Source organism: Pleurocapsa sp. CCALA 161, assembly GCF_003003995.1.
GTDB lineage: Bacteria > Cyanobacteriota > Cyanobacteriia > Cyanobacteriales > Xenococcaceae > Waterburya.
Map to the genome: position 1 here is coordinate 1 of NZ_PVWF01000025.1, position 25,349 is coordinate 25,349.

23 protein-coding genes, 1 pseudogene and 1 riboswitch are annotated in these 25,349 nt (G+C 39.8%); of the genes and pseudogenes, 15 read left to right on the forward strand and 9 right to left on the reverse strand.

Translation table 11 applies throughout. From position 1 onward, the window contains the following. Positions 1 to 375 precede the first annotated feature (375 nt). Positions 376 to 1,617 carry a bifunctional ornithine acetyltransferase/N-acetylglutamate synthase gene (gene argJ / locus C7B62_RS08030; protein WP_106234512.1) on the reverse strand — a complete coding sequence of 414 codons (1,242 nt, stop codon included), beginning with the start codon at positions 1,615 to 1,617 and terminating at the stop codon, positions 376 to 378. Positions 1,618 to 1,766: 149 nt separating this feature from the next. Continuing rightward, positions 1,767 to 1,918: riboswitch (cobalamin riboswitch) on the forward strand. A 239-nt stretch (positions 1,919 to 2,157) separates the two neighbouring features. Here argJ and C7B62_RS08035 point away from each other — a divergent pair. The 4 genes from C7B62_RS08035 (at position 2,158) to C7B62_RS08050 (ending at position 5,725) form a co-directional block, all read left to right on the forward strand. Further along, positions 2,158 to 2,814: a HupE/UreJ family protein gene (locus C7B62_RS08035; RefSeq protein WP_106234514.1), complete on the forward strand. Its 657-nt coding sequence runs from the start codon at positions 2,158 to 2,160 to the stop codon at positions 2,812 to 2,814. A gap of 29 nt (positions 2,815 to 2,843) precedes the next feature. Then, the gene (cobW, locus tag C7B62_RS08040; protein WP_106234516.1) at positions 2,844 to 3,893 is read left to right on the forward strand and encodes a cobalamin biosynthesis protein CobW; all 1,050 of its coding nucleotides are present in this window, start codon (positions 2,844 to 2,846) and stop codon (positions 3,891 to 3,893) included. A 232-nt stretch (positions 3,894 to 4,125) separates the two neighbouring features. Further along, the gene (locus tag C7B62_RS08045; RefSeq protein ID WP_106234518.1) at positions 4,126 to 4,662 is read left to right on the forward strand and encodes a COP23 domain-containing protein; all 537 of its coding nucleotides are present in this window, start codon (positions 4,126 to 4,128) and stop codon (positions 4,660 to 4,662) included. Between the two features lie 37 nt (positions 4,663 to 4,699). Next, complete coding sequence (locus C7B62_RS08050; RefSeq protein WP_199194107.1) at positions 4,700 to 5,725, forward strand: serine protease; 1,026 nt, start codon at positions 4,700 to 4,702, stop codon at positions 5,723 to 5,725. Between the two features lie 17 nt (positions 5,726 to 5,742). On the opposite strand, the gene rppA is transcribed toward C7B62_RS08050, so the two are convergent. Next, positions 5,743 to 6,420 (reverse strand): two-component system response regulator RppA, encoded by a 678-nt coding sequence (gene rppA, locus C7B62_RS08055; protein ID WP_106234520.1) that lies wholly within the window; start codon positions 6,418 to 6,420, stop codon positions 5,743 to 5,745. 159 nt (positions 6,421 to 6,579) lie between these two features. Here rppA and C7B62_RS08060 point away from each other — a divergent pair, with 159 nt between their 5' ends. Beyond that, positions 6,580 to 7,761 (forward strand): aldo/keto reductase, encoded by a 1,182-nt coding sequence (locus C7B62_RS08060; RefSeq protein WP_106234522.1) that lies wholly within the window; start codon positions 6,580 to 6,582, stop codon positions 7,759 to 7,761. Between the two features lie 612 nt (positions 7,762 to 8,373). Here C7B62_RS08060 and C7B62_RS08065 read toward each other — a convergent pair. Beyond that, positions 8,374 to 9,090, reverse strand: a complete 717-nt coding sequence (locus C7B62_RS08065; RefSeq protein ID WP_106234524.1) for an MOSC domain-containing protein — start codon at positions 9,088 to 9,090, stop codon at positions 8,374 to 8,376. Positions 9,091 to 9,325: 235 nt separating this feature from the next. Between C7B62_RS08065 and C7B62_RS08070 the strand changes: the two genes are divergently transcribed. Beyond that, positions 9,326 to 9,679 (forward strand): hypothetical protein, encoded by a 354-nt coding sequence (locus tag C7B62_RS08070; RefSeq protein ID WP_106234527.1) that lies wholly within the window; start codon positions 9,326 to 9,328, stop codon positions 9,677 to 9,679. 13 nt (positions 9,680 to 9,692) lie between these two features. Next, entirely contained in the window at positions 9,693 to 10,532 is an 840-nt protein-coding gene (locus C7B62_RS08075) for an alpha/beta hydrolase (protein ID WP_106234530.1), read from the forward strand. A 17-nt stretch (positions 10,533 to 10,549) separates the two neighbouring features. Here C7B62_RS08075 and C7B62_RS08080 read toward each other — a convergent pair whose 3' ends face one another. From C7B62_RS08080 to C7B62_RS08095, 4 genes are all read right to left on the reverse strand, one after another. Next, the gene (locus C7B62_RS08080; RefSeq protein ID WP_106234533.1) at positions 10,550 to 10,789 is read right to left on the reverse strand and encodes a 2Fe-2S iron-sulfur cluster-binding protein; all 240 of its coding nucleotides are present in this window, start codon (positions 10,787 to 10,789) and stop codon (positions 10,550 to 10,552) included. Positions 10,790 to 10,792: 3 nt separating this feature from the next. Next, positions 10,793 to 12,283: a cobyric acid synthase CobQ gene (cobQ, locus tag C7B62_RS08085; RefSeq protein WP_106234535.1), complete on the reverse strand. Its 1,491-nt coding sequence runs from the start codon at positions 12,281 to 12,283 to the stop codon at positions 10,793 to 10,795. Between the two features lie 63 nt (positions 12,284 to 12,346). Next, positions 12,347 to 12,748, reverse strand: a complete 402-nt coding sequence (locus C7B62_RS08090) for an Npun_F0494 family protein (protein ID WP_106234538.1) — start codon at positions 12,746 to 12,748, stop codon at positions 12,347 to 12,349. 10 nt (positions 12,749 to 12,758) lie between these two features. Continuing rightward, positions 12,759 to 13,412, reverse strand: coding sequence for a phosphatase PAP2 family protein (locus C7B62_RS08095; RefSeq protein ID WP_106234541.1), 654 nt, complete (start codon positions 13,410 to 13,412; stop codon positions 12,759 to 12,761). Between the two features lie 86 nt (positions 13,413 to 13,498). Between C7B62_RS08095 and C7B62_RS08100 the strand changes: the two genes are divergently transcribed. From C7B62_RS08100 to ilvN, 3 genes are all read left to right on the forward strand, one after another. After that, positions 13,499 to 13,840: an N-acetyltransferase gene (locus tag C7B62_RS08100; protein ID WP_106234543.1), complete on the forward strand. Its 342-nt coding sequence runs from the start codon at positions 13,499 to 13,501 to the stop codon at positions 13,838 to 13,840. Positions 13,841 to 14,246: 406 nt separating this feature from the next. Further along, entirely contained in the window at positions 14,247 to 16,040 is a 1,794-nt protein-coding gene (locus tag C7B62_RS25630; protein ID WP_106234545.1) for an ELWxxDGT repeat protein, read from the forward strand. 138 nt (positions 16,041 to 16,178) lie between these two features. Next, positions 16,179 to 16,706: an acetolactate synthase small subunit gene (gene ilvN / locus C7B62_RS08110; RefSeq protein ID WP_106234547.1), complete on the forward strand. Its 528-nt coding sequence runs from the start codon at positions 16,179 to 16,181 to the stop codon at positions 16,704 to 16,706. A gap of 116 nt (positions 16,707 to 16,822) precedes the next feature. On the opposite strand, the gene C7B62_RS08115 is transcribed toward ilvN, so the two are convergent. Both C7B62_RS08115 and C7B62_RS08120 read right to left on the reverse strand, forming a co-directional pair. Next, positions 16,823 to 17,629, reverse strand: a complete 807-nt coding sequence (locus C7B62_RS08115) for an alpha/beta fold hydrolase (protein WP_106234550.1) — start codon at positions 17,627 to 17,629, stop codon at positions 16,823 to 16,825. A gap of 114 nt (positions 17,630 to 17,743) precedes the next feature. Then, positions 17,744 to 18,466 (reverse strand): 1-acyl-sn-glycerol-3-phosphate acyltransferase, encoded by a 723-nt coding sequence (locus C7B62_RS08120; RefSeq protein WP_106234552.1) that lies wholly within the window; start codon positions 18,464 to 18,466, stop codon positions 17,744 to 17,746. A 494-nt stretch (positions 18,467 to 18,960) separates the two neighbouring features. On the opposite strand from C7B62_RS08120, the gene metG reads away from it, so the two are divergent. The 5 genes and pseudogenes from metG (at position 18,961) to C7B62_RS08145 (ending at position 25,244) form a co-directional block, all read left to right on the forward strand. Beyond that, on the forward strand, positions 18,961 to 20,553 hold the full coding sequence (metG, locus tag C7B62_RS08125; protein WP_106234555.1) for a methionine--tRNA ligase: 1,593 nt from the start codon (positions 18,961 to 18,963) through the stop codon (positions 20,551 to 20,553). 303 nt (positions 20,554 to 20,856) lie between these two features. Beyond that, positions 20,857 to 21,450, forward strand: a complete 594-nt coding sequence (locus tag C7B62_RS08130) for an NYN domain-containing protein (RefSeq protein WP_106234557.1) — start codon at positions 20,857 to 20,859, stop codon at positions 21,448 to 21,450. 226 nt (positions 21,451 to 21,676) lie between these two features. Next, positions 21,677 to 22,822 (forward strand): LPS export ABC transporter periplasmic protein LptC, encoded by a 1,146-nt coding sequence (lptC, locus tag C7B62_RS08135; protein ID WP_233219864.1) that lies wholly within the window; start codon positions 21,677 to 21,679, stop codon positions 22,820 to 22,822. Between the two features lie 266 nt (positions 22,823 to 23,088). Then, a pseudogene (locus C7B62_RS08140) lies at positions 23,089 to 23,858 on the forward strand (SDR family oxidoreductase). A 60-nt stretch (positions 23,859 to 23,918) separates the two neighbouring features. Continuing rightward, a complete protein-coding gene (locus C7B62_RS08145) occupies positions 23,919 to 25,244 on the forward strand; it encodes a cytochrome P450 (protein ID WP_199194108.1) in 1,326 nt (441 codons plus the stop codon). The last annotated feature ends 105 nt before the right edge of the window (positions 25,245 to 25,349 follow it).

Here is a 25,349-nt window from a genome sequence, read left to right on the forward strand (position 1 = left end):
TTGTTCATTGTTCACTGCTCATTGCTCATTGTTCATTGCTCATTGTTCACTGCTCATTGCTCATTGTTCACTGCTCACTGCTCATTGCTCATTGTTCATTGTTCACTGCTCACTGCTCATTGCTCATTGTTCATTGCTCATTGTTCACTGCTCATTGCTCATTGTTCATTGCTCATTGTTCATTGCTCATTGCTCATTGTTCATTGCTCATTGTTCAGTGCTCATTGCTCATTGTTCACTGCTCACTGCTCATTGCTCATTGTTCATTGTTCACTGCTCACTGCTCATTGCTCATTGTTCATTGCTCATTGCTCATTGCTCATTGTTCACTGCTCACTGCTCATTGTTCACTGCTCATTGCTCATTGTTCACTGCTCAAGTTGTATATTCTGCGTTAATTTCAACGTACTTATAAGTTAAGTCGCAACCCCAAGCAGTACTTTGACCAGAACCTAAACCAATATCAACTGAAATTAAAACAGTATCTCCTTGTAGATATTCTCCTGCTGCTGCTGTTTTAAGGTAATTACTAGCAGCATTGCGATCGAACTCTTGAGGCTGTCCATTCCGCATCAAGACCAAATCTCCCAGCTTAATATTTAGCTCATCTTGATGAAATTTAACTCCAGCTCTACCCGCTGCTGCTGCAATTCTGCCCCAGTTGGGATCTCGACCAAATACGGCTGACTTAACCAAAGATGAACCGACGATAGTTTTGGCTACTTGAGACGCTGCTCGATCACTAGGTGCGCCTGATACTTGAACTTCAATCAGGCAGGTTGCTCCTTCGCCGTCACGAGCGATCGCTTTAGCTAGATGTTGGCAAACTGCGGTGAGCATACTCTCTAGCTTTTGAGCGTTGGGACTATCTTCGGTAATTGCGGTGGTGCGAGACTGTCCATTCGCCAGCGCCAGCACACAGTCATTAGTACTTGTATCACCATCGACAGTAACCTGATTAAAGCTTCGATCTACGGCTCGTTTTAACATTTGATGCCATAAACCAGTAGATACGGCAGCGTCACAGGTAATAAACCCGAGCATTGTCGCCATGTTAGGGGCGATCATTCCCGAACCTTTAGCCATCCCCCCAATTCGGACAGGACGACCTTCAATAGTACTTTCTAAGGCAATTTCTTTAGTAACCAGGTCAGTGGTAACGATCGCCTTGGCTGCATCAGCCCCACCCTTTTCACTGGCTGCTCTAACCAAAGGCATAATTCCCTGACGAAGCTGTTCCATCTTGATTCTTTTGCCAATTACCCCTGTAGAAGCCAGCAGAACGGCTTGAGGATCGATATTCAGTTCTTGAGCCAGTAGTCGGGCGCTTTCTTGAGCATCTGACCAGCCTGCCTCCCCTGTGGCAGCATTAGCCTGTCCTGCATTACATAAGATTGCTCTGGCACTGGCTTTTAATTGAAGACACTGACGACAATAATCAATGCAGGCAGCACGCACCTGTGAAGTGGTAAAGACCCCTGCGGCGATCGCGTCTGATTGGGACAAAATCAGCGCCAAGTCTTTTGCTCCAGTAGATTTTAATCCTGCGACAATGCCTGCTGCTATAAATCCTTTGGGGGCAGTGACGCCACCTTCAACTACCTGCCAATCTGCCATTTCTCTGCAATTATTTAAGTGGTTTCAGGCTGATTATACCAAGACTTATAAATCTTAAACTTGAGTAGTTTCAAGTCTTAATTTTACCGCCTTATGGTAAATTGGGCTGTAGTAGCAATATTACTGGCAATATTAGTGATAGTATCGCCTAACTATAATTATCAGTCGGTTTGGCGCAGATTTTCTGTGCGAACGTAAGGGGGAAAGCCCAGTGAAAATCTGGCACTGTCCCGCAACTGTAAGGAGTTTGCCCTCGGCAATCTCCAAAGTCAGAATGCCCACCGATGGTCTTATACATTAGCTTTTTTGAAATCTGCGAGGTACAGATAATGCTAGTTTCCGTAAATTCCTGTGGCAGTTTAATTACTCTACAAAATTTCTGCTTATTTGCAGCTTTGATCGCCAGCTTAACGTTACCAAGTTGGCGGTGAGGCTAATTAAGCAGATAGTGCTGGGCACTCCTACACCAGTTAGCATCTGCTCGGATTTCATCAAGTTCGGTTTATTTTCGGCTGATTCAATACAAAACTTAGGTAATTCATGAATAAGAAAGCGATCGCTTTTGGTTTGGCTGCTACTGTCTTGTTGAGCATTAACCTTTTATTTAATGCTGCTCCTGCTTTAGCCCATCATCCCATGGGAGGTAACCTACCCAATAACTTTGGGGAAGGATTTATTTCTGGCTTGGCTCATCCAGTAATCGGCATCGACCATTTAACCTTTGTCATTGCCATTGGTTTACTCGCTGCATTAAGTAAGAAAATCGGTATAGTTATGCCTGGGATTTTTGTAACTGCCACTGCTGTGGGGGCAGGAATGCATTTGCAAGGAATCAACTTACCTGTACCAGAATTAATTATTTCTACTTCTGTATTAGCGATGGGCATCTTCTTAGCTAGAGAAAGTCAAGCTAATTTGAGCTTATTAACTGTTTTAACAGCGTTTGCAGGCATTTTTCATGGTTATGCTTACGCAGAATCTATTTTTGGCGTAGAAATGACCACTTTAGGCGCTTATTTATTAGGTTTTAGTTTAATTCAGTTAATCATCAGCGGGATCGCTTTTTATACTGCTCAAGCTTTGAACAGATCTACGGTCAAATCACCTTTGTCTCTGCGCTTTGCGGGCTTTGCAATCTGTGGCGTTGGTTTTACTTTTCTGACCAACGTAGTTTTAGGTTTATTATTCCCCGTTTAACTTTAACTAACTTATAACTAATTAAACTAATGCACAAAATACCAGTAACCGTCATTTCAGGTTTTCTAGGGGCAGGCAAAACTACCCTGGTACGTCATCTACTGCAAAACAATCAGGGCAAACGCATCGCTGTTTTAGTTAATGAATTTGGCGAAGTTGGCATTGATGGCGATTTATTGCGATCGTGTCAGATTTGTGATGATGAATCCAATCCTGAGAGTAATATTGTTGAATTAACTAATGGCTGTCTGTGCTGTACTGTTCAAGAAGAATTTTATCCTGTGATGCAAGAGTTACTCAAGCGTCGAGATCAGATAGACTGTCTAGTGATCGAAACTTCAGGGTTGGCTTTACCTAAACCCCTGATTCAAGCTTTTCAGTGGCCAGCAATTCGTAACAGCGCCACTGTAGATGGTGTAGTCACAGTAGTCGATTGTCATGCCCTGGGGATGGGTAATTTAGTCGGCGATTTGGCTGCTTTAGAATCTCAAAGAGCAGACGATCCTAATCTCGACCACGAAACTCCGATTGAAGAGCTTTTTGAAGATCAGTTAGCCTGTGCCGATCTAGTATTGCTCACCAAAACCGATTTGGTAGATGATCGAACCTTGACCAAAGTTAAAAGCTGGCTGGAGCATGAGTTGCAGCCTGGGGTAAAAGTGGTCACTGTCAAAGATGGGTCAATTAGCCCCGATCTGCTGTTAGGGTTTAATGCTGCGGTAGAAGATGACTTGGATAACCGTCATTCTCACCACGACCATGAAGCGGAACACGAACATGATGAAGATATTAATTCCATCGAACTAATTTTAGACCAATCGTTTGAGCCTCAAGCTTTAATTCAACAACTAAAAGAACTATCAGCCCAACAGGAAATCTATCGCGTTAAAGGTTTTGTCAACGTGGGCAATAAGCCCATGCGCTTAGTATTGCAGGGGGTAGGAAATCGTTTTGAGACTTTTTACGATCGCCTCTGGACAAAAAATGAATCTCGGCAAACTAAATTAGTCTTAATTGGACAAAATTTAAACCGCCAGATCATTGAAGCTAAACTGGTTCAACCGAAAACCTTAGCCTAAATAATTTTAATTTATTTATCAAAAAAGCTTTTAGCTTTTAGCTTTTAGCTAATTGGGTAAAAGCTAAGAGCTATTAAATTAGTGCTAATTTTTGCAATATATGTGAATTTACTGTAAAATTTGCTAGCTAAACTAGATCATCATGACTGTGATGTGGTAACTTCCGCTAGAATTACGGTGGAGTAAACCTGTAGTTTATTCTGTTAACGGCTCATATATCTCAGAAAGTATCATGAAAATTAAAACATTAGCTAGCATGTTTGCTGGGCTTGGTGTGATTATCAGTAGCGCGGTCGTCAACCCTGCCACAGCCCAAACTAAAAATACTAATACTTATTATTGCGCTCAATTAAACAATAGTTGGAACACTTTTGTTAATACCCCAAGAGGCAGAGTAAAACTGATCAACTGGGAAAATGAATTTTCTCCCGATTGGACACCTCAAAAAAGATGTTCTGCGGTATCCAGTAGATTTCAAAAATTTCTTGACCAGGGTAATTTGAAGTTCATCCGCACAGGAAACGTCAACAATCTGCCAGTTCTGTGTGTAGCTGACGCTCGCGGTGGTAGCTGCCCTGACGAAAATGTGCTGGTCACTCTCAAGCCAGAAACCGATCCAGAACAGGTGCTAATTCAGTTAGTAGATTTCCGTCGTAGTGTTAGTGGAGAAACCTTAACCCTCAGTGCGGATGATCCTGGATTTTACGCTGACGGAGAATTTTATGTCGATATGGACAAATTCCTCGAAAAAGTACCTGTGGAAAATTAAGCTCCAGCTTGTAAAGTACTAATGCTAGATTTAATTAATGAAATGGCCACCCCAGCAGGGTTATAAAAACCAGGACATCAAAGGGAAAAGGGATTATAACTATTCCTTTTTCAACCCAACATCCCAAGTTGCCAAGATGATATTTTGTCTTATCTGTACTGGGGTGTTTTTGTCTGGAGATGGCGATCGCTTAAAAACGCCGATCGCTTCGGTTTCTCCCCAAAGTTTAGCTACCAAGATTACGCAAATAGCATCAAATATTACCGTCAGAATCTTAAACCAAGATTTTTTAGGTTCTGGGTTTATTGTCCAACACAATAATCAAGAATATCTGGTAGTTACGAACCAGCATGTTCTGAGGGCAGGAGAACCTCCTTACACCATTGAAACTGTTGACGGTAGTACTTATCGTGGAGAAGTAATTACTGAGGCGAACACTGTCAAAGATCAATACGATCTCGCAGTTCTTAGATTCAAAGCCGATACTGACTATCAGACAGCAAAAATCGGCAGTTCTTTAAACTTAGAAGTGGGAGAATCAGTCTTTGCAGCGGGCTTTCCGTACCAAGAATCAAGCTCTACAAAAACGGCTGGAGTTGCGACGAAATCTAATCTTTTTCCCCAAAAAAAATTAACTTTAAAATCAGGTAGGGTAGCAATCGTTCTCAATCAAGCTTTGGACGAAGGCTACCAGATTGGCTATACCAATGATGTCAAAAAAGGCATGAGTGGCGGACCATTATTAAATTCTCAGGGAGAAGTAATTGGAGTAAACGGCAAGCACGCTTTCCCTTTGTGGGAATCTCCAGAAATTTATCAAGATGGTTCAGAACTATGTCCAGCACTACAGGAATTAATTAACCGCTCTAGTTTGGCGATTCCCATTGAAAAAACTGTTCAACTGACAACGGAGTTAAAACCCGTTAAACCGCCTGAAGTTGAAGCATCACTTAAATCCAACCGCTCAGAACAAGAGCGACAGTTAGTTGCTAAAATGCAGGCGCAAGCAAAAGCAACTCAACTAGAGTGTCACGAGCAAAATACTCCTCTTCTACGATTTTAAACAGATTTTAAACATAATTAATTAATCCCAAAGCGATAGCCTTTACCATAGACAGTATGAATTAATTGAGTTTCATGTTTAATTTCAATCTTGCGTCGCAATAGTCTTACCAATGCAGCTAGCACATTACTACTGGGTTGCTCATCAGCTTGCCAGAGATAGCGATAAATTTCTTCGTGGGTTAAAAGCCTCTCTGGATGTTCCATGAAGTAGGTTAGTAGCTGGATTTCTTTTTCCGAAAGGTCGATCGCTTTGCCTTGGCGATATACCACCTGATTATCAGGATCTAATTCAAGATCTGCTACTTTTAAGCGATCGCTATTAGGCATTTCTAGGGTTGAGCGGCGTAATAAAGCCCTCACTCTAGCCAGCAATTCCCTCAACTCAAAGGGTTTAACCAGATAATCATCTGCTCCTGCATCCAAGCCATCAACGCGATCGTCTACTGTATCTTTAGCGGTTAAAAATAAGACAGGAGTAGCCAAAAAGTGCGATCGCACTGAACGACAGATCTCTATTCCCGAATGATGGGGTAACATCCAATCTAGAATTAGTAGATCGTATTGGTTTTGCAACGCTAGGTTCATTCCTGCTGCGCCGTTATTAGCGACATCAACCTGATAGCCTTCCTGTAATAAAATTCGACTTAAAGGATCGCTTAATTCAGTTTCATCATCCACCAAGAGAATTTTCATGAGATTGTTTGTGTAAGATAGTTTTTAGTTCTTAGTTCTTAGTTCTTAGTTTTTAGTTCTTAGTTCTTAGTTTTTGGTTTTTAGCTTACAGCTTATAGCCTATAGCTTATAGCTTAAAATATAGAGATTAGAAATATAAAAAAAAACAGTAGTTTGATTATGCAATATCGGCGCTTTGGTCGTACAGAGTTACAGATGCCCATTTTTTCCTGTGGAGGAATGAGATATCAATATAAATGGCAGGAGCTACCACAATCTGACATCCCCGAAGCTAATCAGCACAATCTAGAAGCCACTATTCGTCGTTCGTTTGAGCTAGGAATCAATCATATTGAAACTGCCAGGGGTTATGGTACTTCTGAAATGCAGTTGGGACAGATTTTACCCCAACTGCCTAGAGAAAAACTAATCTTTCAAACCAAAGTCTCTCCTAAGAGCGATTCTTTAGACTTCCGCCGTCAATTTGAACAGTCTCTAAACTTTTGTCAGTTAGAATATGTCGATCTTTTAGGACTCCACGGCATCAATAATCAAGAAACTTTCCACAACAGTATGCGCCCTGGTGGATGTCTTGATGAAGCTAAAAAACTTAAGGCAGCAGGAAAAGTAAGACATATTGGCTTTTCTACCCACGGCTCAACAGAAATTATTACCCAAGCGATCGCCACAGGGGAGTTTGACTATGTGAATCTCCACTGGTACTACATCAATCAGTGGAATTGGTCAGCCATTGAAGCAGCACAACGTCAAGATATGGGTGTATTTATTATCTCTCCTGCTGATAAGGGAGGGCATCTTTATAATCCGCCAGCAAAACTAGTGGAATTATGTCAGCCTCTTAGTCCAATGGTATTTAACGACTTATTTTGCTTATCTCATCCTCAAGTTCATACCCTCAGCTTAGGTGCAGCTAAACCTTCAGATTTTGAGGAACATCTCAAAGTTTTACCACTGCTAGACAAAGCAGACGAAATCTTACCCCCAATTTTAGAACGTTTAGAGCAAGAGGCGATCGCCGTACTGGGCAAAGACTGGTTTAGTAACTGGAAAGTGGGGCTACCTAGCTATGAACAAACTCCGGGCAATGTCAATCTACCTGTAATTCTTTGGCTGCGTAATTTAGCTTTGGCTTACGACATGATTGAATATGGTCAGGCTCGTTATAACCTCCTAACAAATGGTGGTCATTGGTTTCCTGGCGCTAAAGCTGACAAGGTATCTCAGCTAAATCTACAACCTTGTTTGATTAATAGTCCCTATGCAGAAAAAATCCCCAATCTATTAATCGAAACCGACAGGCTACTTGGTGGCGCACCTGTTAAACGTCTTTCTCAAAGTTAGACCAATATGGTGCAACGGGGTTGTGAGCTGGCGATTTTGCGACTTTACAAATTACTACTTTCTACAAATTCCCAAATGGGGCGATCAACCCAAACTTGCACCTCAATAAACCTGTCATATCGCCAATACTCTTCTGTTTTCCATCTCATCTGGATAGCTACAAATATTTTTCAAATGATCGCTGCGATCGCTCAATTGACTTTTTATCCTATGGGGCATTTTATCTTCTTTTAGTCGCGATCGCTTTTAATACTCTTATCTCTAAGGAAAAAATAATTATTCATTATTCATTGTTTAAGTTTAGATCGCTGATCTCAAGACGTTCAACCAAGAATGGCGAGCAATTTAGTCAAGAGGATCAAAACGATTGATCAAGATTGCTGCAATTATCGGTAAGCCAATCAAAAAACGAATTAGCCATTGATTTAGGTTGAGTGGTGCTGTCGAGAATAAGTCATTCATTGATCTTTTACTTCAAGAAAGTGAAATATATTGCAACTTAATTAAAGACGTTGAAATGACTTTAATTGCAATCAAATAATATTTAATGTATCTAAGGAATATAAAAGGTTTTAAAACCTGATTATCTATTTAATATTTTTCAAAAGTTTCTTAGAGAATAATAACTGGATCTTCTAGCTGAATTATTCCTGTTTTGATGATCTTGGCGTAAACACCAAAATTATGTTGAAAGTTTTTACTAATAGATCTAATAATTCTGGAATCATTAGTTAATTCTTCTTGCTGTAGACAAGTCATGATACAGCGTTCGGTCAACCCCGTAATTTCAATTTCCAACTCTTTGCCAATCAACAATCTTTTTTTGATCCAGTCATGTTCGAGCAAGCCTTCTCCTGGTATATCAATTAATAAGTTTGGTCGAAATCTTCTTTCGTCTATAGTTGATTGAGGCAGAAGCGATTTAAGCGATCGCAAGGATGATGTAGTTAAAAGATGAAGCGAATCAGCATCAAAATGTGAAATATGTCTTTCACTAACTAGTGTCACAGACTGTCCCAATGCCAAAGAAAGTTCTTGATTAATTAGAGAATTATCTCCTCTTATTTTCCGTCCGTCGGGAAACGTAACGACAAGGATATCTCCATCATATTGTGCTTGAAAATTAAACAGACCTTCAATCTTACAAAATCTGCGAGTGTTTTTTCCACTACCAAATTTTCCTCTATTATTTTCAATGGCAAACCAGCGATCGCCAATAACTCCTCGTTTATTTACAGACAATTCTCTACAAGATTCACCAAGCAAAGATTTGACAGGATAACGCCATAATCGCTTAATTTTTCCTGCAACTCCATTTTGAATGTTCATTTTGCATTGATAGCTAAAGGCTAAAAGCTTTTTTTTGTAAAAATTACCATAGCGATCGCCTATTTGCTTAGTAAACCAAGCCGTCCAGGCGCAAAAGCAGTTTTAACTTCTTGATGGCTTCACACTTAGGGAAGGTAGCTCGTCAAATAACAATCAAGACAGCGATAAAATAAAAGCACCCCCTCAGACTGCAAATCGCGGGGTGCTTTTTAGTAAAACTAAATTAATTGTAGCGATGGACAACCCGATAATTCAAACCGATCTAGCACAGGTATTAAATAGGTTAGACGGCAAATTTGACTCTTTTGAGGCAAAGTTTGATCGCAAATTTGACTCTCTTGAAGCAAAGTTTGACCAAAAAATAGACAAACTGGGCGAAAAAATAGACAAACTAGATGACAACATAGGCAAGTTAGAAGTAGGTCAAGTTGAAATTAAAGGTAATATTAAAGTTTTAGAAGCTCAAAGCGACCAACTAGACAAAAGAATAGGTAACGTAGAATTTGCTAGTCGCGGTATTTTGATCGGCATCAGCGTAATAGTTCTCGGTGGTTTTGCAATGTTTTTCGGCATGGCAAATAAGTTTTAGCCAACTTAATTAAATGCTGTCTAAATTAAGTGTAATTCTTTTAAGCGTCTCGGTAACCCTGTATATCTCTCTCTGTTTATTGTTGCGTTGGGGACAAACTAAATTAATCTTTTTCCCTGATAGCCATATTGAATCTACACCCCAAGACTATGGTTTAAATTATCAAGACGTTTGGCTCAGTCTGGGAAAAGATCGAGTTCATGGTTGGTGGATTCCTGCTGCACAAGTATCAACACCAACATTACTTTATTTTCACGGCAATGGGAGTAATAATGGCGATTTAACTCAAATTGCAGCTATTTTGCATCAGCTTGAAGTATCGATACTGCTAATCGACTATCGAGGTTATGGCAAAAGTAGTCCAGTATTCCCTAATGAAACAAGAGTATATGAAGATGCAGAAGCCGCTTGGCAATATCTAACTCAAAAGCGAAAAATCAAACCACAGCAGATCTTTGTTTATGGTCATTCCTTGGGGGGAGCGATCGCGATTGAACTAGCTAGCAAACACCCAGATCTGGCTGGCTTAATCACGGAAGGAACTTTCACCTCAATTCAAAACATGGTTGGCTTAATGCCTGGAATAAAGATATTTCCTTTAAGCTTGCTGATAACTCAACGTTTTGATTCGATTACGAAGATTAAATCTCTGCAAACACCAATTTTAATTCTTCATGGCGCTGGCGATCGCACAATTCCCCCGTTGATGGCAAAAGAGCTATATGCTGCTGCGCCAGAACCCAAATACATTGAAATTTTTGCTCGCGCTGGGCATAATAACCTACCTGAATTAAATGAGCAAAAATACCTGTTAGTTCTCCAACAATTTATGGAATCAACGAACAATAAATAGTAAATAGTAAATAATAATTACCAAGTCGGATCTTCATAGATATTGATGGTTAGTTCAGTTTTGTCTCCTGGAATAGAACTAATACAGGCACAAACAGCTTCACTATCATCTAGTTCAACTTCACAAGCATGACAAGAACCCATCAAGCAGCCTGTGGCAATAGCTACTCCTGCTCGGTTTGCCACTTCTAGCATTGGTTCTCCTGGTTCTGCTAATACAGTAATATCATCTGGTAAAAAACAAACTTTGATACTCATACTTTAAAGATGGGTAGACAAAAATCCTTTTAAGTTTAGGTTTTTTTCCACCAAGTCTGCCAGGTTATTAAGAGTAGCCTCTCTTTGATCGCGATAATTAGAAATGCCTGTAGCCAGAGATGACATACCTCTTTGCTTACGCAGTTGGTTAATCCATGAGCGTCGCCAGGCACCATTGTCAAATAGACCGTGAAGATAACAGCCCCAAATCGATTGGCTTTTATCAACCAATCCTAATCCTGGGTCATCAAAAATAGGCTGATAATCATTTGTATCTTCTTTCAAACTACGACTGATCCGACTACGTCCTTGATGTATTTCATACCCATCTACAGGTAGTCCTGCTTGAGGAAATTGAGAAACCACCTGTCTTTGTCGAGCAACTTTATTAGGAGAAAGAATTGTGATAATTGGTAAAAGATTGAGAGCATTATACTCTCCTGCCATTCCTTCAATACCTTCAGGATCGATGATTCGCTGTCCTAAAATCTGAAATCCGCCACAGATTCCTAACACAGTCCCCCCTGCTGCTGCATAATTTCTGATTTGTTCAGCCATACCGCTTCTTTCCATTGCCAACAAATCAGGAATAGTAGTTTTCGTCCCAGGAATAATAACCGCATCAGGATGTCCTAAAGACTCTTGAATATCAACATAATTTACCGCCACGCTAGTCTCAGCTTCTAAGGGATCGAAGTCCGTAAAATTAGCAATTCTGGGTAGTCTAATCACGTTGATATTGATATCTTGAGTGCTACGGCGACGATTTCTTTCTAATAAATCTAAGGAATCTTCGGCGGGAAATGGCTGATCACTCCAGGGAATAACGCCTAAAACGGGAACTTGGGTTTTCTCTTCTAGCCAGGTGATCCCTGAATCCAATAGTTCTTTTTGTCCTCGAAACTTATTGATCACTACTCCCTTAATCAGCGATCGCTCTTGAGGATCTAGTAGTTCTAAAGTTCCTACCACATGGGCAAACGCACCACCTCGTTCGATGTCTACCACTAAAATAGTGGGGGCATTAAGATGTTTTGCCACCCGCATATTAGTCAGATCGCGATGCTTGAGATTGATTTCGGCTGGGCTTCCTGCCCCTTCACAGACAACTAAATCAAATTCTAAAGAAAGACGATACAAAGATTCTTGAACAACCTCCCAACCCATGTCAAAATACTGCTCGTAATATTCTGACGCTTTGACCGTGCCAACTGCTTTACCCTTGATAATAATCTGCGAAGTCATGTTTCCTTGTGGCTTAAGGAGAATTGGGTTCATTTCTACTCGAGGAGCAACCCTTGCTGCCCATGCCTGAACAGCTTGAGCATGACCTATCTCTCCTCCTGTGGCAGTGACATAAGCGTTGAGTGCCATGTTCTGTCCTTTAAAGGGAGTTACGCGCCAACCACGTCTTGCCAAGATACGGCATAGTGCAGCAGTCAGAAAGGATTTTCCTGCATGAGATGTTGTTCCGACTACCATGATCGCTTTCATCGATTGCTCCTGTGGTGGAAGATATACACTGTTATAACAGTAGTTAGCTACTAATTAGCTACTTTACAGCGACAATTTTAACCAACGATTGAGCCAATGTGAAAGCCGATTGACCAAGGTTGGGGCAGGAATTTCTGTTTTTGATTCCCACTCTGCTAAAATTTTTCGTCCCAAAGGAGTTAGGCGAAAACTATCGGTTAAACCTTGTCCATCAACTTCGCGACGTAACAAGCCAACATTAATCAGCCACACTAATTTGTCTTCTATCCTTGACTCGCTCAAAGCTTCTTTGACATAGCCTAGTTTAATTCCTGTCTCTTCAGCAATTTGCTGAATTGGCACACTCTGATTCCGCATCTGTTGAAATAGCTTTAGTCGAAAAGGTGAACAAGATAGAGCTATTTTGGCTCGGCGGACAGTTTTGGGAGCATATGCAAATGCTGTAGATGAAGAATCAGTAGTCATGAGCAGCAAATTATTCTGGTTTTATTTGGCGATGATTCAGAAACTTTAACAGATTCAAGCTAATTAATAGCCAACAATAGCCAAAAAAATACCCTCCCCAAATATCTGTTGTCCAATGAGCTTTGACATATACGCTACTAAAGCCAATTAACAAGACTAAGCAAGTAGCAACCCCATAAACATATTTAGCCAGGTGGGGATATCTAGCCGCAATAATAAAAGATATATAGAAGTAGAAAACTAGATTTCCCGCTGCATGACCACTAGGAAAACTATCTGGACTCAAATCGCTAACCAATCTTGGCTTCGGTGGGCGATCGCGATCAAAGAAAGGCTTAAGCACCTTGTCTACCAATATTAAAATACCTAAAGTGGCAAATACCAAAGCCTTGACCTCTGACCAATAACGTTGGCGAATTAAAGTAATCAAAGCAATTAAAACAATTGTCCCAGTAACATAGGTATTGCTTATCCGATAAACATTAGTAAAAATGAAGTCTAGCCAAAAATTGCGCAGATTGCCTAAAAACTCTAAGGTATGCAGGTCAAGAGGATAATAGTTTTTATTGAAAGTTTGATAGCAAAGCAGCACAAACGGAAACAACAGCAACAAAAGCAAATAGAGATTGTTTCGGCTTATTTTTGGGTATTTTGACTTTGGCATCAACTCATTATCAGAAAAGGCAGCTTTACTTCGGCAATTATTATAGTCACTATCAGTAAGAGTTGTAGTTAATTAGTTAAATTGTCATGAATACTGCTCAAGAAATTCAAACTAAAACCGTTGAAGCTAGAGGAATCAAATTCTCGATCATCGAAGATAAACAGGAAGTTGCTAGAGCTTATCTTTACATAATGCACAATGAACTGCATCAAAAACCTTTCGGTCTCTTAGAAGATGTTTATGTTGATGAGAACTATCGGGGTTTAGGTTGGGGAACAAAATTAGTCCAGCAGGTAATTACAATCGCTCAAGAGCAAAATTGCTATAAGCTAATTGCCATGAGCAGAAAATCTCGTCCCAGAGTCCATCAGCTTTACGAAAAACTGGGATTTGAATCCAGAGGTTTTGAATTTAGAATCGATCTGTAGAGACGATCCGTTAAGTACGCGCGACACAAAGGATAGAAGAACGTGCTAGCTGACGCGAAGCTAGTACTTTAGTGAATCTTCTAGGGGAGCTTAATCGCTGTTATAGATGCGATCGCGATCGCGTTTCCTCGAAAGGACTAGCAAAGCAAATTGGAAAAAATCAACGTATCCGAGCTTATCACAGCAACGATTCCAAATTATTATCAAATTTTGAGTAATTAGACCTAAAATCAGAAAATAGACCTTAAAACTGATATATTTAGATTTGTCAATTCTTGCTTTAGAGCAAGTAGAAAACAATAGGCAAAATACTCCAAGTTACTGGCAAAATCTCTCTTAGCTGACGAGAGAGAAATATGATAACGGATTAAGAATAAACTTTATCTCATCAAAAACAATCAAACAAATGGATACTAACTTAGGTCAAATTGAATTAGTTAAAGATATCAACCCTGATGGCAACTCTTCTGCCGATAGCTTGGTTGAATTCAATGACCAACTATACTTCGCTGCTAATGATGGAGAAACTGGTCGAGCGCTGTTTGTCAGCGACGGAACCACTGAAGGAACTCAATTAGTTAAAGATATTTATCCAGAGAACAATAGTCAGTCCCGTTTCTATTTTAGGAATCTTTCAAACTTAACCGAATTTGATGGCAAGCTCTATTTCGCTTCTGATAATGGAGAAAGTGGCAAAGAGCTATTTGTCAGCGACGGAACCGCTGAAGGAACTCAATTAGTTAAGGATATTTATCCAGGAGAAGATCCGTACGGCAATAAGAAGGATTCCTCACCCCGTTACTTGACCGAATTTGATGGCAAGCTCTACTTCACGGCAGATGATGGTGTTCATGGCAGTGAGCTGTTTGTTAGCGATGGTACTGCTGAAGGAACTCAATTAGTTAAGGATATTTATCCAGGAGAATTGCAGTCCAGCAGCTATTATTACGGTAATCAATTTAATGATTTTTATACTCGTAACCTATTGGAATTTGATGGCAAGCTCTACTTCAAGGCGAATGATGGTGTTCATGGCAATGAGCTGTTTGTTAGCGATGGTACTGCTGAAGGAACTCAATTAGTTAAGGATATTTATCCAGGAGAAAATCCGTACGGCTATAATAATAGTTCCGCACCTAGTAACCTAGTGGAATTCAAAGACAAGTTCTATTTCGCGGCGAATGATGGTGTTCATGGCAATGAGCTGTTTGTTAGCGATGGTACTGCTGAAGGAACTCAATTACTAGTCGATCTTAATGAAGAAACAGACAGCAACAGCTACGGTTCTGGTCCTAGTGACCTAGTGGAATTTAACGACAAGCTCTACTTCGCTGCGTATGATGGAGAAAGCACAGAGCTATATGTCAGTGACGGAACGGCTGAAGGAACTCAATTACTTTATCCAGGACAGGATCAAGACAGCAATGGTCACGTTTGGGATCCTGATAACCTAGTGGAATTCAATGACAAGCTATATTTCACGGCGGATGATGGTGTTCATGGCACTGAGCTGTTTGTCAGCGATGGTACTGCCGAAGGGACTCAATTAGTAGCGGATCTTAATCCAGGGGAAAGTGGTTCTTATGCTTCTAACTTAACTGTCATTGGTGATGAATTATTTTTCAGTGCTGACAACGGTGAAACTGGAACTGAACTGTTTAAGTTGACCGTTGATGATTCAACAGACGGAACAGAAGTTTCAATTAACGGTACGGAAGGTTCAGATAATTTATTGGGAAGCGATCTCTGCGAGCAAATTCAGGCTTTAAGCGACAATGACACTATTGATGGTGGTGATGGCAACGATCGCCTAATTAGCCGCGGAGGTAATGATAATCTACTTGGTGGCAATGGTAACGACACCCTTAATAGTGAAAACGGTGATGATACCCTATTGGGAGTTCAGGGTAATGATGTTTTAAGCGGAGGAAGTGGCAACGATCTGCTAGATGGTCAAATTGGTAATGATACCCTCAATTGTGGAAAAGGTGACGATATCTTTGTTTTAAGGTCGGATAATGGCTCTAATAAGATTCTCGACTTTAATTTGGAAAGTGATAGTCTCGGTCTAGCTGATGGTTTGCAGTTTGAGGATCTCAGTTTTGCCGATCATAATATTCTGATTGGAACAGACGTATTGGTAAGTCTCAACGGGATTAATACCGAACAACTGACATTTGATAACTTTCAAACAATTTAAATAATTGGTCAGGGGTTGAGATTTCAACCTCTTTTCTTGCTTGTTATTACCTCAAAAGACATCAAATAGGTTCTATACACTACCAAATTCCTTTATGATAAGAAACTAACCTCACCTAAACTTTTTCATTTTTCAACTATGACCAAGCAAACTATTTCTGTCTTAGTAGAAGACGAAGCAGGAGTTTTAACCCGCATTGCTGGGTTATTCGCTCGCCGTGGTTTTAATATTGAAAGCTTGGCAGTAGGTCCTGCTGAACAATCGGGTGTCTCACGGATTACCATGGTTGTTCCTGGAGATGAGAAAATCGTCGAGCAGCTAATTAAACAGCTATACAAGTTGATTAGTGTTTTGAAGGTACAGGATATTAGCCAACAGCCTTGTGTTGAAAGAGAGTTGATGCTGATTAAGATCAATGCTAATGCCTCTAATCGCGCTGAAGTGATTCAGGTAGCGCAAATTTTCCGCGCTCGGGTGGTCGATCTTTCAGAAGAAGCTCTGACCTTAGAAGTTGTAGGCGATCCTGGTAAAATTGTGGCAATTATTCAGATGCTAACTAAATTTGGTATTCGCGAAATTGCTCGTACAGGTAAAATTGCCCTAGTTAGAGAATCGAAAGTAAATACTGAATATCTTAAGTCCCTAGAAGCAAAAGTTACTTTATAGCTGATGTTCCCACTTTTTGCTTTGTAAAGATTGAAAAAGAGAAAGAAAGGCTTATTTTGAAGATTTAGCTAAAGCGATCGCCGTTGCTACCATTTCTACATTCCCCAAAACACCTACTACAATTTCACCAGCAGTTTAGTTTGAGCGGAGATAAAATTTTGCTGGATCAAGATTTTATATAGGTTGATCTCTGTTTCTAACAGACAAGCGTGACCGCTTTGAGGTAGTACGATCATCTGTCCTTGAGGTAATAAACTAGTTAGCTTGCGTGCTTCGGCAACGGAAGGCAATAAGTCATCGGCTGCTCCTGCCACAATTAGACTAGGAATGTTGAGGCTACGTAATTCTTCATCTAATACTCGAAAATCTCTTAATAAAGATAGTCGCCAACTGATCACATTAGGTGGGATCGACTTCATACTTTCAATGAGACGATCGCGATCGCCATCACTAATTCGATTGAGACGTACTAAAAAAGGCAATAGTCCAGCCGCAGAATAACGATGCACCCAAGCAGGTAAAAACCCAGTAATATCTACTCCCCAACTGAGAATTGGTAACTGGTTAAAGCTAGAAGCAGGATTAACTAAGATTAGTTTACTAATTAAATTTGGCGCAGCTAAGGCGGTTTTCAATGCTAAACAACCACCAAAAGATTCACCACATAAATAAACTTCTTGATTGGTTTTGTGATCTAGCTCCGACTTAATTAACTGCACTGTGTCCCTAGCCAAATCTTGCCAAGTACTATGATTATTAAGGTGAATCGACAGGCAGCGCAGGTCGAAATCAGCTGCTAAATGATTGGACTGAGATTGGAGTAATTTTCCGGTCCCGTCCATCCCAGGAAGATAAACAAATAAAGGCGCATTGGGATTAACTTCCCTGGGATCGATAAAATCTACGCTAAGTTCAGAATTCATAGATATATAAAATAAAACAAAACTTATATCTTCTTAATCATTATTCTCTAACATTTACTGATGAAAATTAATTTCATCCTCTTTTTCTTCATATTTGTCTAACTTATACTTCATTTAATAACACCCTTTTTTTAATAACTCCGTGATTTGATCCTGGCAATAGTTAGTCAGATCCAAAGCAAGTTTTTTTGCCTGCTTACCTTTATATTCCTGCTTGTGAGTCGAATTAATCAAGTAGGGTCTACCGATTAATATATGGACGCGATGATAAACTAACATAGGATGTAAACCTTGGCGCTCAAAAAAAGGTTCATTTTGGTCAAACTGCTTAAGCCAGCGAATAGGAATACTAGGATAGTTAGTTTCCTCTAAAGAAGCGATCGCTACAGGCAAAACAGCCAAATTACTCACTGGTGCTTTCCAAGCCAGATGAGCAAAACCGCGCTGAAATTGATTAATTTCATGAGGTGCTGTGGGTTCAATCATCGGTTTCGTCCCTTCGGGAAACAATCCCACCCACTGTCTAGAAGTCAAAAGATCATTTGCTCGGTCAAAAAAATCTTGTTGTCTGTTTTGTGCTACTCCTAAAGGAAAACAACCAAGGGCATCAACAATTTCTCGCACAACTGGAGTCTGTCCCATGTAATGATGACAGGCAATTCTCAGTGTGTTAGGAATCGTCTTAATCAAAATTGGTGCATCTAAAAAACTACGATGATTACTAACCACGATGGTGGGAATATCCTGGGGAATATGATTAGTATAAGACTGCGTTAGATTTAGATTAACTGCCGATATCAAAGATTGAGCAAGCAAACGTGGTGTAAATGACAACATTCAATAAATTACTAGCATATTCAAGCTAAAGTACTAATATCCCGTTTTTATTACTGAGATTGATTATTTAGATCGGGTTATTTACAGTATGAAGTAATACTTAACCTTTAACCAAGATTTAAACGATAAAGATTTGCTGTAGATCCAAGACATTCAAGTAATTACACTGTATTCTGCTGAAAACTACTAGGGACTGCTAAGTAACTTTGTTAACGAAATCGAAAATTTATTAAGTATTACTCTTAAGGTTAATTAAAAGCTCTGTTCTAATTGATACTGTATTAGTTAGGTTCTCAAGATATAACAATTCAATCTAGAGCGGTTTAACTATTTAAATTTGTCTCGAAAATTATCTCCTTAGTCTCAATTGCCTCTCGTCGAGAATCAACATGATCGATGGCAGGTAATCTGCATCAATTTATAGAAAATTGCTCTTGACGAAAAGGTTACAAAACCCATAAACCTTTACTTAGAGCAATTTCTCGTTAACTCAAATGAATCATACTGAAAATCATAAGTTCTCTTTAACTACCCCTCTTTATTACGTCAACGGAGTTCCTCATATTGGCAGTGCCTACACTACCATGGTGGCAGATGCTATAGCTAGATTCCACCGTTTACAGGGTAAATCAGTTTTACTAGTCACAGGAACAGATGAACACGGACAAAAAATTCAACGCACTGCTGCTGAGGAAAATGTAGAACCCCAGGTTCATTGCGATCGCATTGTCGAAAGTTTTAAGTCTTTGTGGGACAAGCTAGACATTAAATACGATCGCTTTATCCGTACTACAGATCCTCAGCACAAGCAAATTGTTAATGAATTCTTTGCTCGCGTCTGGGAACAAGACGATATTTATCTCGATCGTCAGCAAGGCTGGTATTGCGTATCTTGTGAAGAGTTTAAAGAAGAGCGAGATCTAATTGAAGATCATTATTGTGCCATTCATACCAATAAACAAGCAGAATGGCGTGATGAAGAAAACTATTTTTTTCGTCTTTCTAAATATCAGCAACAGTTAGAAAAACTTTATGAGTCTCAGCCAGACTTTATTCAACCAGCCAGTCGGCGCAACGAAGTACTTAACTTTGTTCAACAAGGCTTAAAAGATTTTTCCATCTCTCGGATTGATTTAGACTGGGGTTTTCCTATCCCCATAGACGATCAACACACAATTTATGTCTGGTTTGATGCTTTATTGGGCTATATCACAGCTTTGCTCGACCCAGATCAAGCTCCCACCCTAGATAATGCCTTGGCTAAATGGTGGCCAATCGATCTCCATTTAATTGGTAAAGATATATTACGATTTCATGCGGTTTACTGGCCCGCTATGTTAGCTTCTGCTGGTTTGCCTTTGCCATCAAAGGTCTTCGGTCATGGTTTTTTAACTAAGGACGGACTTAAAATGGGCAAAACTTTGGGGAACACCATCGATCCGATTGAGTTAGTAGATAGATATGGTGCAGATGCCGTGCGCTATTACTTTCTTAAAGAGATTGAACTGGGTAATGACGGTGATTTTAATGAAACTCGTTTTATTAACGTGCTTAACAACGATCTAGCTGATGTGCTGGGAAATTCGCTGAACCGCACCTTGGGAATGTTGAAAAAATATTGTCAGAGTACTGTCCCGCAATTATCTAGTGCTGACTTTAGTTCTGACCATCCTTTAAAAAGTATTGGTATGACTTTAGGCGATCGCGTAGTCCAAGCATATGAAAATCTGCAAGTTAGCCAAGCTTGTACAGCGGTTCTAACCTTAGTACGAGCTGTCAACAAATATATTGACGACAGCGCGCCTTGGAAACTATTTAAACAGGAACAGCATAGTGAAGTTGAGCAAATTTTATACGCGGTTTTAGAGTCTATTCGCCTCTCGGCTTATCTTTTATCTCCTGTAATTCCTAGTACCAGCAGCAAAATATATCAACAGTTGGGCTTTGACTGGGATTTTAACCAGGAGCAAGAAAATAGCCAAGGCGCATTCTCAACCCACTCAAACTGGGGTGAGTTGCCGATGAGCAAAGCTTTGGGGCAAGCTAGTCCTGTTTTTTTAAAATTAGAATTACCGTCAAAAGATTAAATAATGACGAGTAATTAGACTAAGTATATTTTTTTACTGATATAACTAAGGCATATAAAATTAGGGCGCTCCATGTTTTAATAAAATGAGTATAAATACTCAATCAATATCCAATTCGCTCTAGTCATCCATTAGTTTAAACAGGCAAAATTTTAAAAGCTTCGTTGCCAATCAAACTAGAACACTAGCCTTGGCTTCTTTAGTAGTTAACATTACATCTCCTTTAAATAAAAAAATCTGGGTTAAAAAGGCACTAATCCATCCCAATAAAATACTTTTTTCATAAAAACGAGGCTTAATATAATGCTGGACAATTTCGGAAGCGATCTTATTTTCACGCCAGAACAAATTCTAGAAAATAGAGGGCGAGTAGCAATTTTTATTGATGGCTCTAATTTATTTTACGCAGCACTACAGCTAGGGATTGAAATTGATTACAGCAAGCTGCTGTATCGTCTTACTGGTGGTTCAAGACTGTTAAGGTCATTTTTCTATACTGGAGTAGATCGCACCAATGAGAAACAACAAGGATTTTTGCTCTGGATGCGTCGTAACGGCTATCGTGTGATTGCCAAAGATCTCGTCCAGCTACCTGATGGCTCAAAGAAGGCTAATCTGGACGTAGAGATTGCTGTAGACATGATGGCTCTTGTTGCTTCCTACGACACAGCTGTCTTGGTCAGTGGAGACGGAGATCTTGCTTATGCCGTAGATGCAGTTAGCTATCGAGGCGCGAGAGTAGAGGTGGTGAGTTTACGTTCTATGACTAGCGATAGTTTAATCAATGTGGCAGATCGCTATATAGATCTAGACCAGATTAAAGAAGATATTCAAAAAAGTAACAAGCACAGCGACCCATACCATAGCTTTTCGGGTTTTGGCATTTTAGATGATTAGATAATTTTGATTTTATTTATTGGTTGAGTTCTAAATTGCCATGAACTGAGCAAGATAGAAAATAAATTAATCGATAATTGACCCAGGGATCAAGGCTTATAAGCCTTGATCTTTCTTTTTGCTGGCGCTGTGTAGCTGAAGGAAAGATTGCTTCTGTTTCCAGCAATGGTTAATGATCGGGTAGAGGGTATAGAGTGGATTTAACCATCATTCCTGTTAATTGTCCTTGAACAGACCTAAATTAAAATTAGCCCATCAGCCAAATGTTTGGCTGTTGATACTTCTGATTAGTATTACTGGCTGTCAGTCATCAAGTCCAGATGTCAATCTGGATCGAGCTTCAGAGGTTAGTCGTCTTGATACTCAGTTAGTTTTAAATAATGCTGTCTTAGAGCAATCAAACAAAAAATCTAATACCGTCTGGAAAATTAAGGCAGATAAAATTGTTTATAGTGAGGATAAACAAACTGCTACTTTAGACCAAGTAGTCGGTAACTTGCTCCAAGATGGCGCTGTCATTTTGAAAGTTAGTGCTGAGTTAGGGGAAGTTAAGCAGCAGGGTAATATAATCTTACTGAATAAAAAAGTAATTGCTAGTGACCCACGTAATGACAGTGTTATTAGCAGTGAGGCAGTGGAATGGCGACCTCAAGATAATCTAATGCTGATTAAAGCCAAATTAACTGGTAATCATCCTAATTTAGAAGTTGTTGCCGATTCAGGCAAATATTTTACTGATATTGAAAAGCTAGAAATACAGGATAATGTAGTTGCCACTAGCAAACAGCCGCCTCTACAGTTAACTAGCGATCGCCTGGAATGGAATATCCCCGATCAGCAAATCATCAGTCCAGGTGCCATAAAACTAGTTCACTACGATCAAAATAAAACTATTATCGATCAGCTAGTTAGCGATCGCGCTGAATTAAACCTGCGCAAGAACCAGGCAAGTTTAAGCAAAAATATCGATTTAATTACTTCAGATCCCCAATTACAGATCGCCACAGACTTTCTGATCTGGAATTACCAAACTCGAATTGGCAAAACCGATCGCCCAATTCAAATTTTAGACCGCGATCGTCAAATTAGCCTGACGGGGAATAAAGGCGAGATCGATCTTCAGCAACGGCTAGCTAAATTAGAAGACGGGGTAAAAGGCATCAATCGGCTAAAAGCGTCCGAATTATATGCGCGGCAAATGAACTGGAATATAGATACTGAAGAAATTGAAGCAATGGGAAGTGTAATCTATGAACAAACTAATCCTCAAGCACGTTTAACGGGGGAAAAAGCCAGCGGCACTTTGGGAAATAGTAACATCGTCGTGACTAGTAATGGTCAACAACCAGTCACTTCAGTGATTGATAATTAGAATTAATGGGTAATGGGTAATGGGTTCTATCCTGGCTGAAATTCGCTGTAAGTAAGTAGGTAGGCATAATTAATTTAAAGACTGATGTGAGGTAGGGGAGTAGGGGAGTAGTGGAGATAGGGGAGAAAGATAAGAATCCGTTATTTTATATTTAATTCCACCCAGCTACTTAACAAGTAATTTTCCAAACTTGCGGTGTTTAACCATGTTCCAGCAATCTGTTAAGTTAATTATTAGTTATCACCACTAGCATTACTCAATAATTAATGTCTATCAAACAGGTACTAGTTACTGGCGCAACAGGAAAAACAGGCTCAATAGTCTATCAAAAACTTCAGCAAGAGCAGAACTTTGAGGTTAAAGGATTTGCGCGATCGCCAGAAAAAGCTCAAGAATTATTTGGTTCAACTGAAAACTTTTATTTTGGTGATATTAAAGATCCCCAAAGTTTGACAGAAGCGTTAAAAGGCTGTCAGGCGTTAGTAATTCTCACCAGCGCAGCGCCAAAAATGGTCGCGCCACCACAACCAGGAGAGCGTCCTCAGTTTGAATATGTCCCCGATGGGACACCAGAATTAGTAGATTATCAGGGACAAAAAAATCAGATCGATATGGCGATCGCTGAGGGGATTCAACAGATTGTTTTAGTCGGTTCGATGGGTGGGACGAATGAAAATCATCCTTTAAACATGATGGGTAATGGCAAGATCCTGATTTGGAAGCGTAAGGCAGAAGAATATTTAGTTAATTCAGGAATAAACTACACAATTTTCGCGCAGCAGGTTTGCTAGATCAGCCTGGAGGAGTTAGACAGCTCATAGTGGGTGACAATGACGAATTGCTGATTAATCCACCTGATGATATCCCAACCTCAATTCCGCGAGCAGATGTGGCAGAAATAGTAGTACAGGCATTAAAAGAACCATCAGCGATCAATAAAGCCTTTGATTTAATGTCTTATCCCGAAGCAGACACTGACTCCATCACTAAAGACTTTGCTGCCTTGTTTGCTCAAACCACTGGGGCTAAATTCTAGTAATTTAGCTATAAGCTATAAGCTATAAGCTATAAGCTAATTCTAGGCAGTAAAGTAAATATGAATATAAGTGACAAGATTCACTCTTTACCTGAACCTCCAGGAGCAAAGGGATTACCTTTTATCGGCGAAACAATTGCCTTTTTTAACGATCCTGACTTTAACAATAAGAGAGTAGCTAAATACGGTAAGGTTTATAAAACTAATATCTTTGGTAGTCCTACAATCGTCATGATTGGTTCAGAAGCTAATACTTTTTTGTTTCGTAATGAGAATAAGTATGTTGTTTCTAGTTGGCCAAAAAGCACGAGAACTTTGTTGGGTAAAAAATCTTTGTCAGTTAGTAACGGCAGTGTTCATACCTCACGCCGTAAGCTTTTGTATCAGGCATTTCAACCAAGAGCTTTAACTGGCTATATTCCCACAATGACACAAATCACTGATGCCTATCTAAACAAGTGGTCAGAGATAGGTACGCTTACCTGGTATCCAGAATTACGTGACTATACTTTTGACATTGCCAGTAATTTATTTGTCAGCACTGAGGTCGATTTACAGACTCCCATAAAGCATTATTTCGAGGATTGGTGTGCTGGGTTATTTACGCTGCCAATTTCTCTACCCTGGACTAAATTTGGTAAGGCTTTAAAAGCTCGTAAAAAGTTATTAAAAAGTCTGGAACAAATTATTCGCCAACGTCAGCAAGCAGATGAGCCTGGAGAAGACGCTTTAGGGTTACTAATTCAAGCAAAAGATGAAGCAGGAAATGGTCTTAGCTTAGAAGAATTAAAAGATCAGATTCTTGTATTGTTGTTTGCAGGACACGAGACTTTGACTAGTGCGATCGCCTCTTTTTGTTTCTTAACCGCTCAACATCCTGATGTTCTAGCCAAACTTAGAGCAGAACAAGCTAATTTAAACATCACGGGGACTCCCACTTTAGCAGACTTGCAAGCTATGACCTATCTCGAACAGGTACTCAAAGAAGTCATGCGGCTCATTCCCCCTGTAGGTGGTGGTTTTCGAGCAGCGATCGCCACTTTTGAATTTGCTGGCTATCGTATCCCTAAAGGCTGGAATATTCAGTACCAAATTGCCCAAACTCATCAAGACAAAGATCTTTATCCCGAAAGCGATCGCTTTAACCCCGATCGTTTTGCAGCGGATAATTTAATAGATAAGTCCAGCTTTGGTTATATTCCTTTTGGTGGCGGTTTAAGAGAATGTATCGGCAAAGAGTTTGCGCGTCTGGAAATGCGTCTATTTGCCTCAAAACTATTGCAGCATTATCAATGGGAATTAATCCCCGATCAGAACCTAGATTTAGTCACCGTACCCACTCCTCATCCTCGTGATGGTTTAAAAGTTAATTTTAGTCGCCGTTAATTCAATGAACAATGAACAGTGAAAATTGAGCAATCAGTAATTAGTAATTAGTAATCAGTAATTAGTAATTAGTAATCAGTAATCAGTAATCAGTAATCAGTAATC

Excerpts from the sequence above, each read along its gene's own strand:
- argJ (WP_106234512.1), bottom strand. The coding sequence starts at position 1,617 with ATGGCAGATTGGCAGGTAGTTGAAGGTGGCGTCACTGCCCCCAAAGGA.
- C7B62_RS08035 (WP_106234514.1), top strand. The coding sequence starts at position 2,158 with ATGAATAAGAAAGCGATCGCTTTTGGTTTGGCTGCTACTGTCTTGTTG.
- cobW (WP_106234516.1), top strand. The coding sequence starts at position 2,844 with ATGCACAAAATACCAGTAACCGTCATTTCAGGTTTTCTAGGGGCAGGC.
- C7B62_RS08045 (WP_106234518.1), top strand. The coding sequence starts at position 4,126 with ATGAAAATTAAAACATTAGCTAGCATGTTTGCTGGGCTTGGTGTGATT.
- C7B62_RS08050 (WP_199194107.1), top strand. The coding sequence starts at position 4,700 with ATGAAATGGCCACCCCAGCAGGGTTATAAAAACCAGGACATCAAAGGG.
- rppA (WP_106234520.1), bottom strand. The coding sequence starts at position 6,420 with ATGAAAATTCTCTTGGTGGATGATGAAACTGAATTAAGCGATCCTTTA.
- C7B62_RS08060 (WP_106234522.1), top strand. The coding sequence starts at position 6,580 with ATGCAATATCGGCGCTTTGGTCGTACAGAGTTACAGATGCCCATTTTT.
- C7B62_RS08065 (WP_106234524.1), bottom strand. The coding sequence starts at position 9,090 with ATGAACATTCAAAATGGAGTTGCAGGAAAAATTAAGCGATTATGGCGT.
- C7B62_RS08070 (WP_106234527.1), top strand. The coding sequence starts at position 9,326 with ATGGACAACCCGATAATTCAAACCGATCTAGCACAGGTATTAAATAGG.
- C7B62_RS08075 (WP_106234530.1), top strand. The coding sequence starts at position 9,693 with ATGCTGTCTAAATTAAGTGTAATTCTTTTAAGCGTCTCGGTAACCCTG.
- C7B62_RS08080 (WP_106234533.1), bottom strand. The coding sequence starts at position 10,789 with ATGAGTATCAAAGTTTGTTTTTTACCAGATGATATTACTGTATTAGCA.
- cobQ (WP_106234535.1), bottom strand. The coding sequence starts at position 12,283 with ATGAAAGCGATCATGGTAGTCGGAACAACATCTCATGCAGGAAAATCC.
- C7B62_RS08090 (WP_106234538.1), bottom strand. The coding sequence starts at position 12,748 with ATGACTACTGATTCTTCATCTACAGCATTTGCATATGCTCCCAAAACT.
- C7B62_RS08095 (WP_106234541.1), bottom strand. The coding sequence starts at position 13,412 with ATGCCAAAGTCAAAATACCCAAAAATAAGCCGAAACAATCTCTATTTG.
- C7B62_RS08100 (WP_106234543.1), top strand. The coding sequence starts at position 13,499 with ATGAATACTGCTCAAGAAATTCAAACTAAAACCGTTGAAGCTAGAGGA.
- C7B62_RS25630 (WP_106234545.1), top strand. The coding sequence starts at position 14,247 with ATGGATACTAACTTAGGTCAAATTGAATTAGTTAAAGATATCAACCCT.
- ilvN (WP_106234547.1), top strand. The coding sequence starts at position 16,179 with ATGACCAAGCAAACTATTTCTGTCTTAGTAGAAGACGAAGCAGGAGTT.
- C7B62_RS08115 (WP_106234550.1), bottom strand. The coding sequence starts at position 17,629 with ATGAATTCTGAACTTAGCGTAGATTTTATCGATCCCAGGGAAGTTAAT.
- C7B62_RS08120 (WP_106234552.1), bottom strand. The coding sequence starts at position 18,466 with ATGTTGTCATTTACACCACGTTTGCTTGCTCAATCTTTGATATCGGCA.
- metG (WP_106234555.1), top strand. The coding sequence starts at position 18,961 with ATGAATCATACTGAAAATCATAAGTTCTCTTTAACTACCCCTCTTTAT.
- C7B62_RS08130 (WP_106234557.1), top strand. The coding sequence starts at position 20,857 with ATGCTGGACAATTTCGGAAGCGATCTTATTTTCACGCCAGAACAAATT.
- C7B62_RS08145 (WP_199194108.1), top strand. The coding sequence starts at position 23,919 with ATGAATATAAGTGACAAGATTCACTCTTTACCTGAACCTCCAGGAGCA.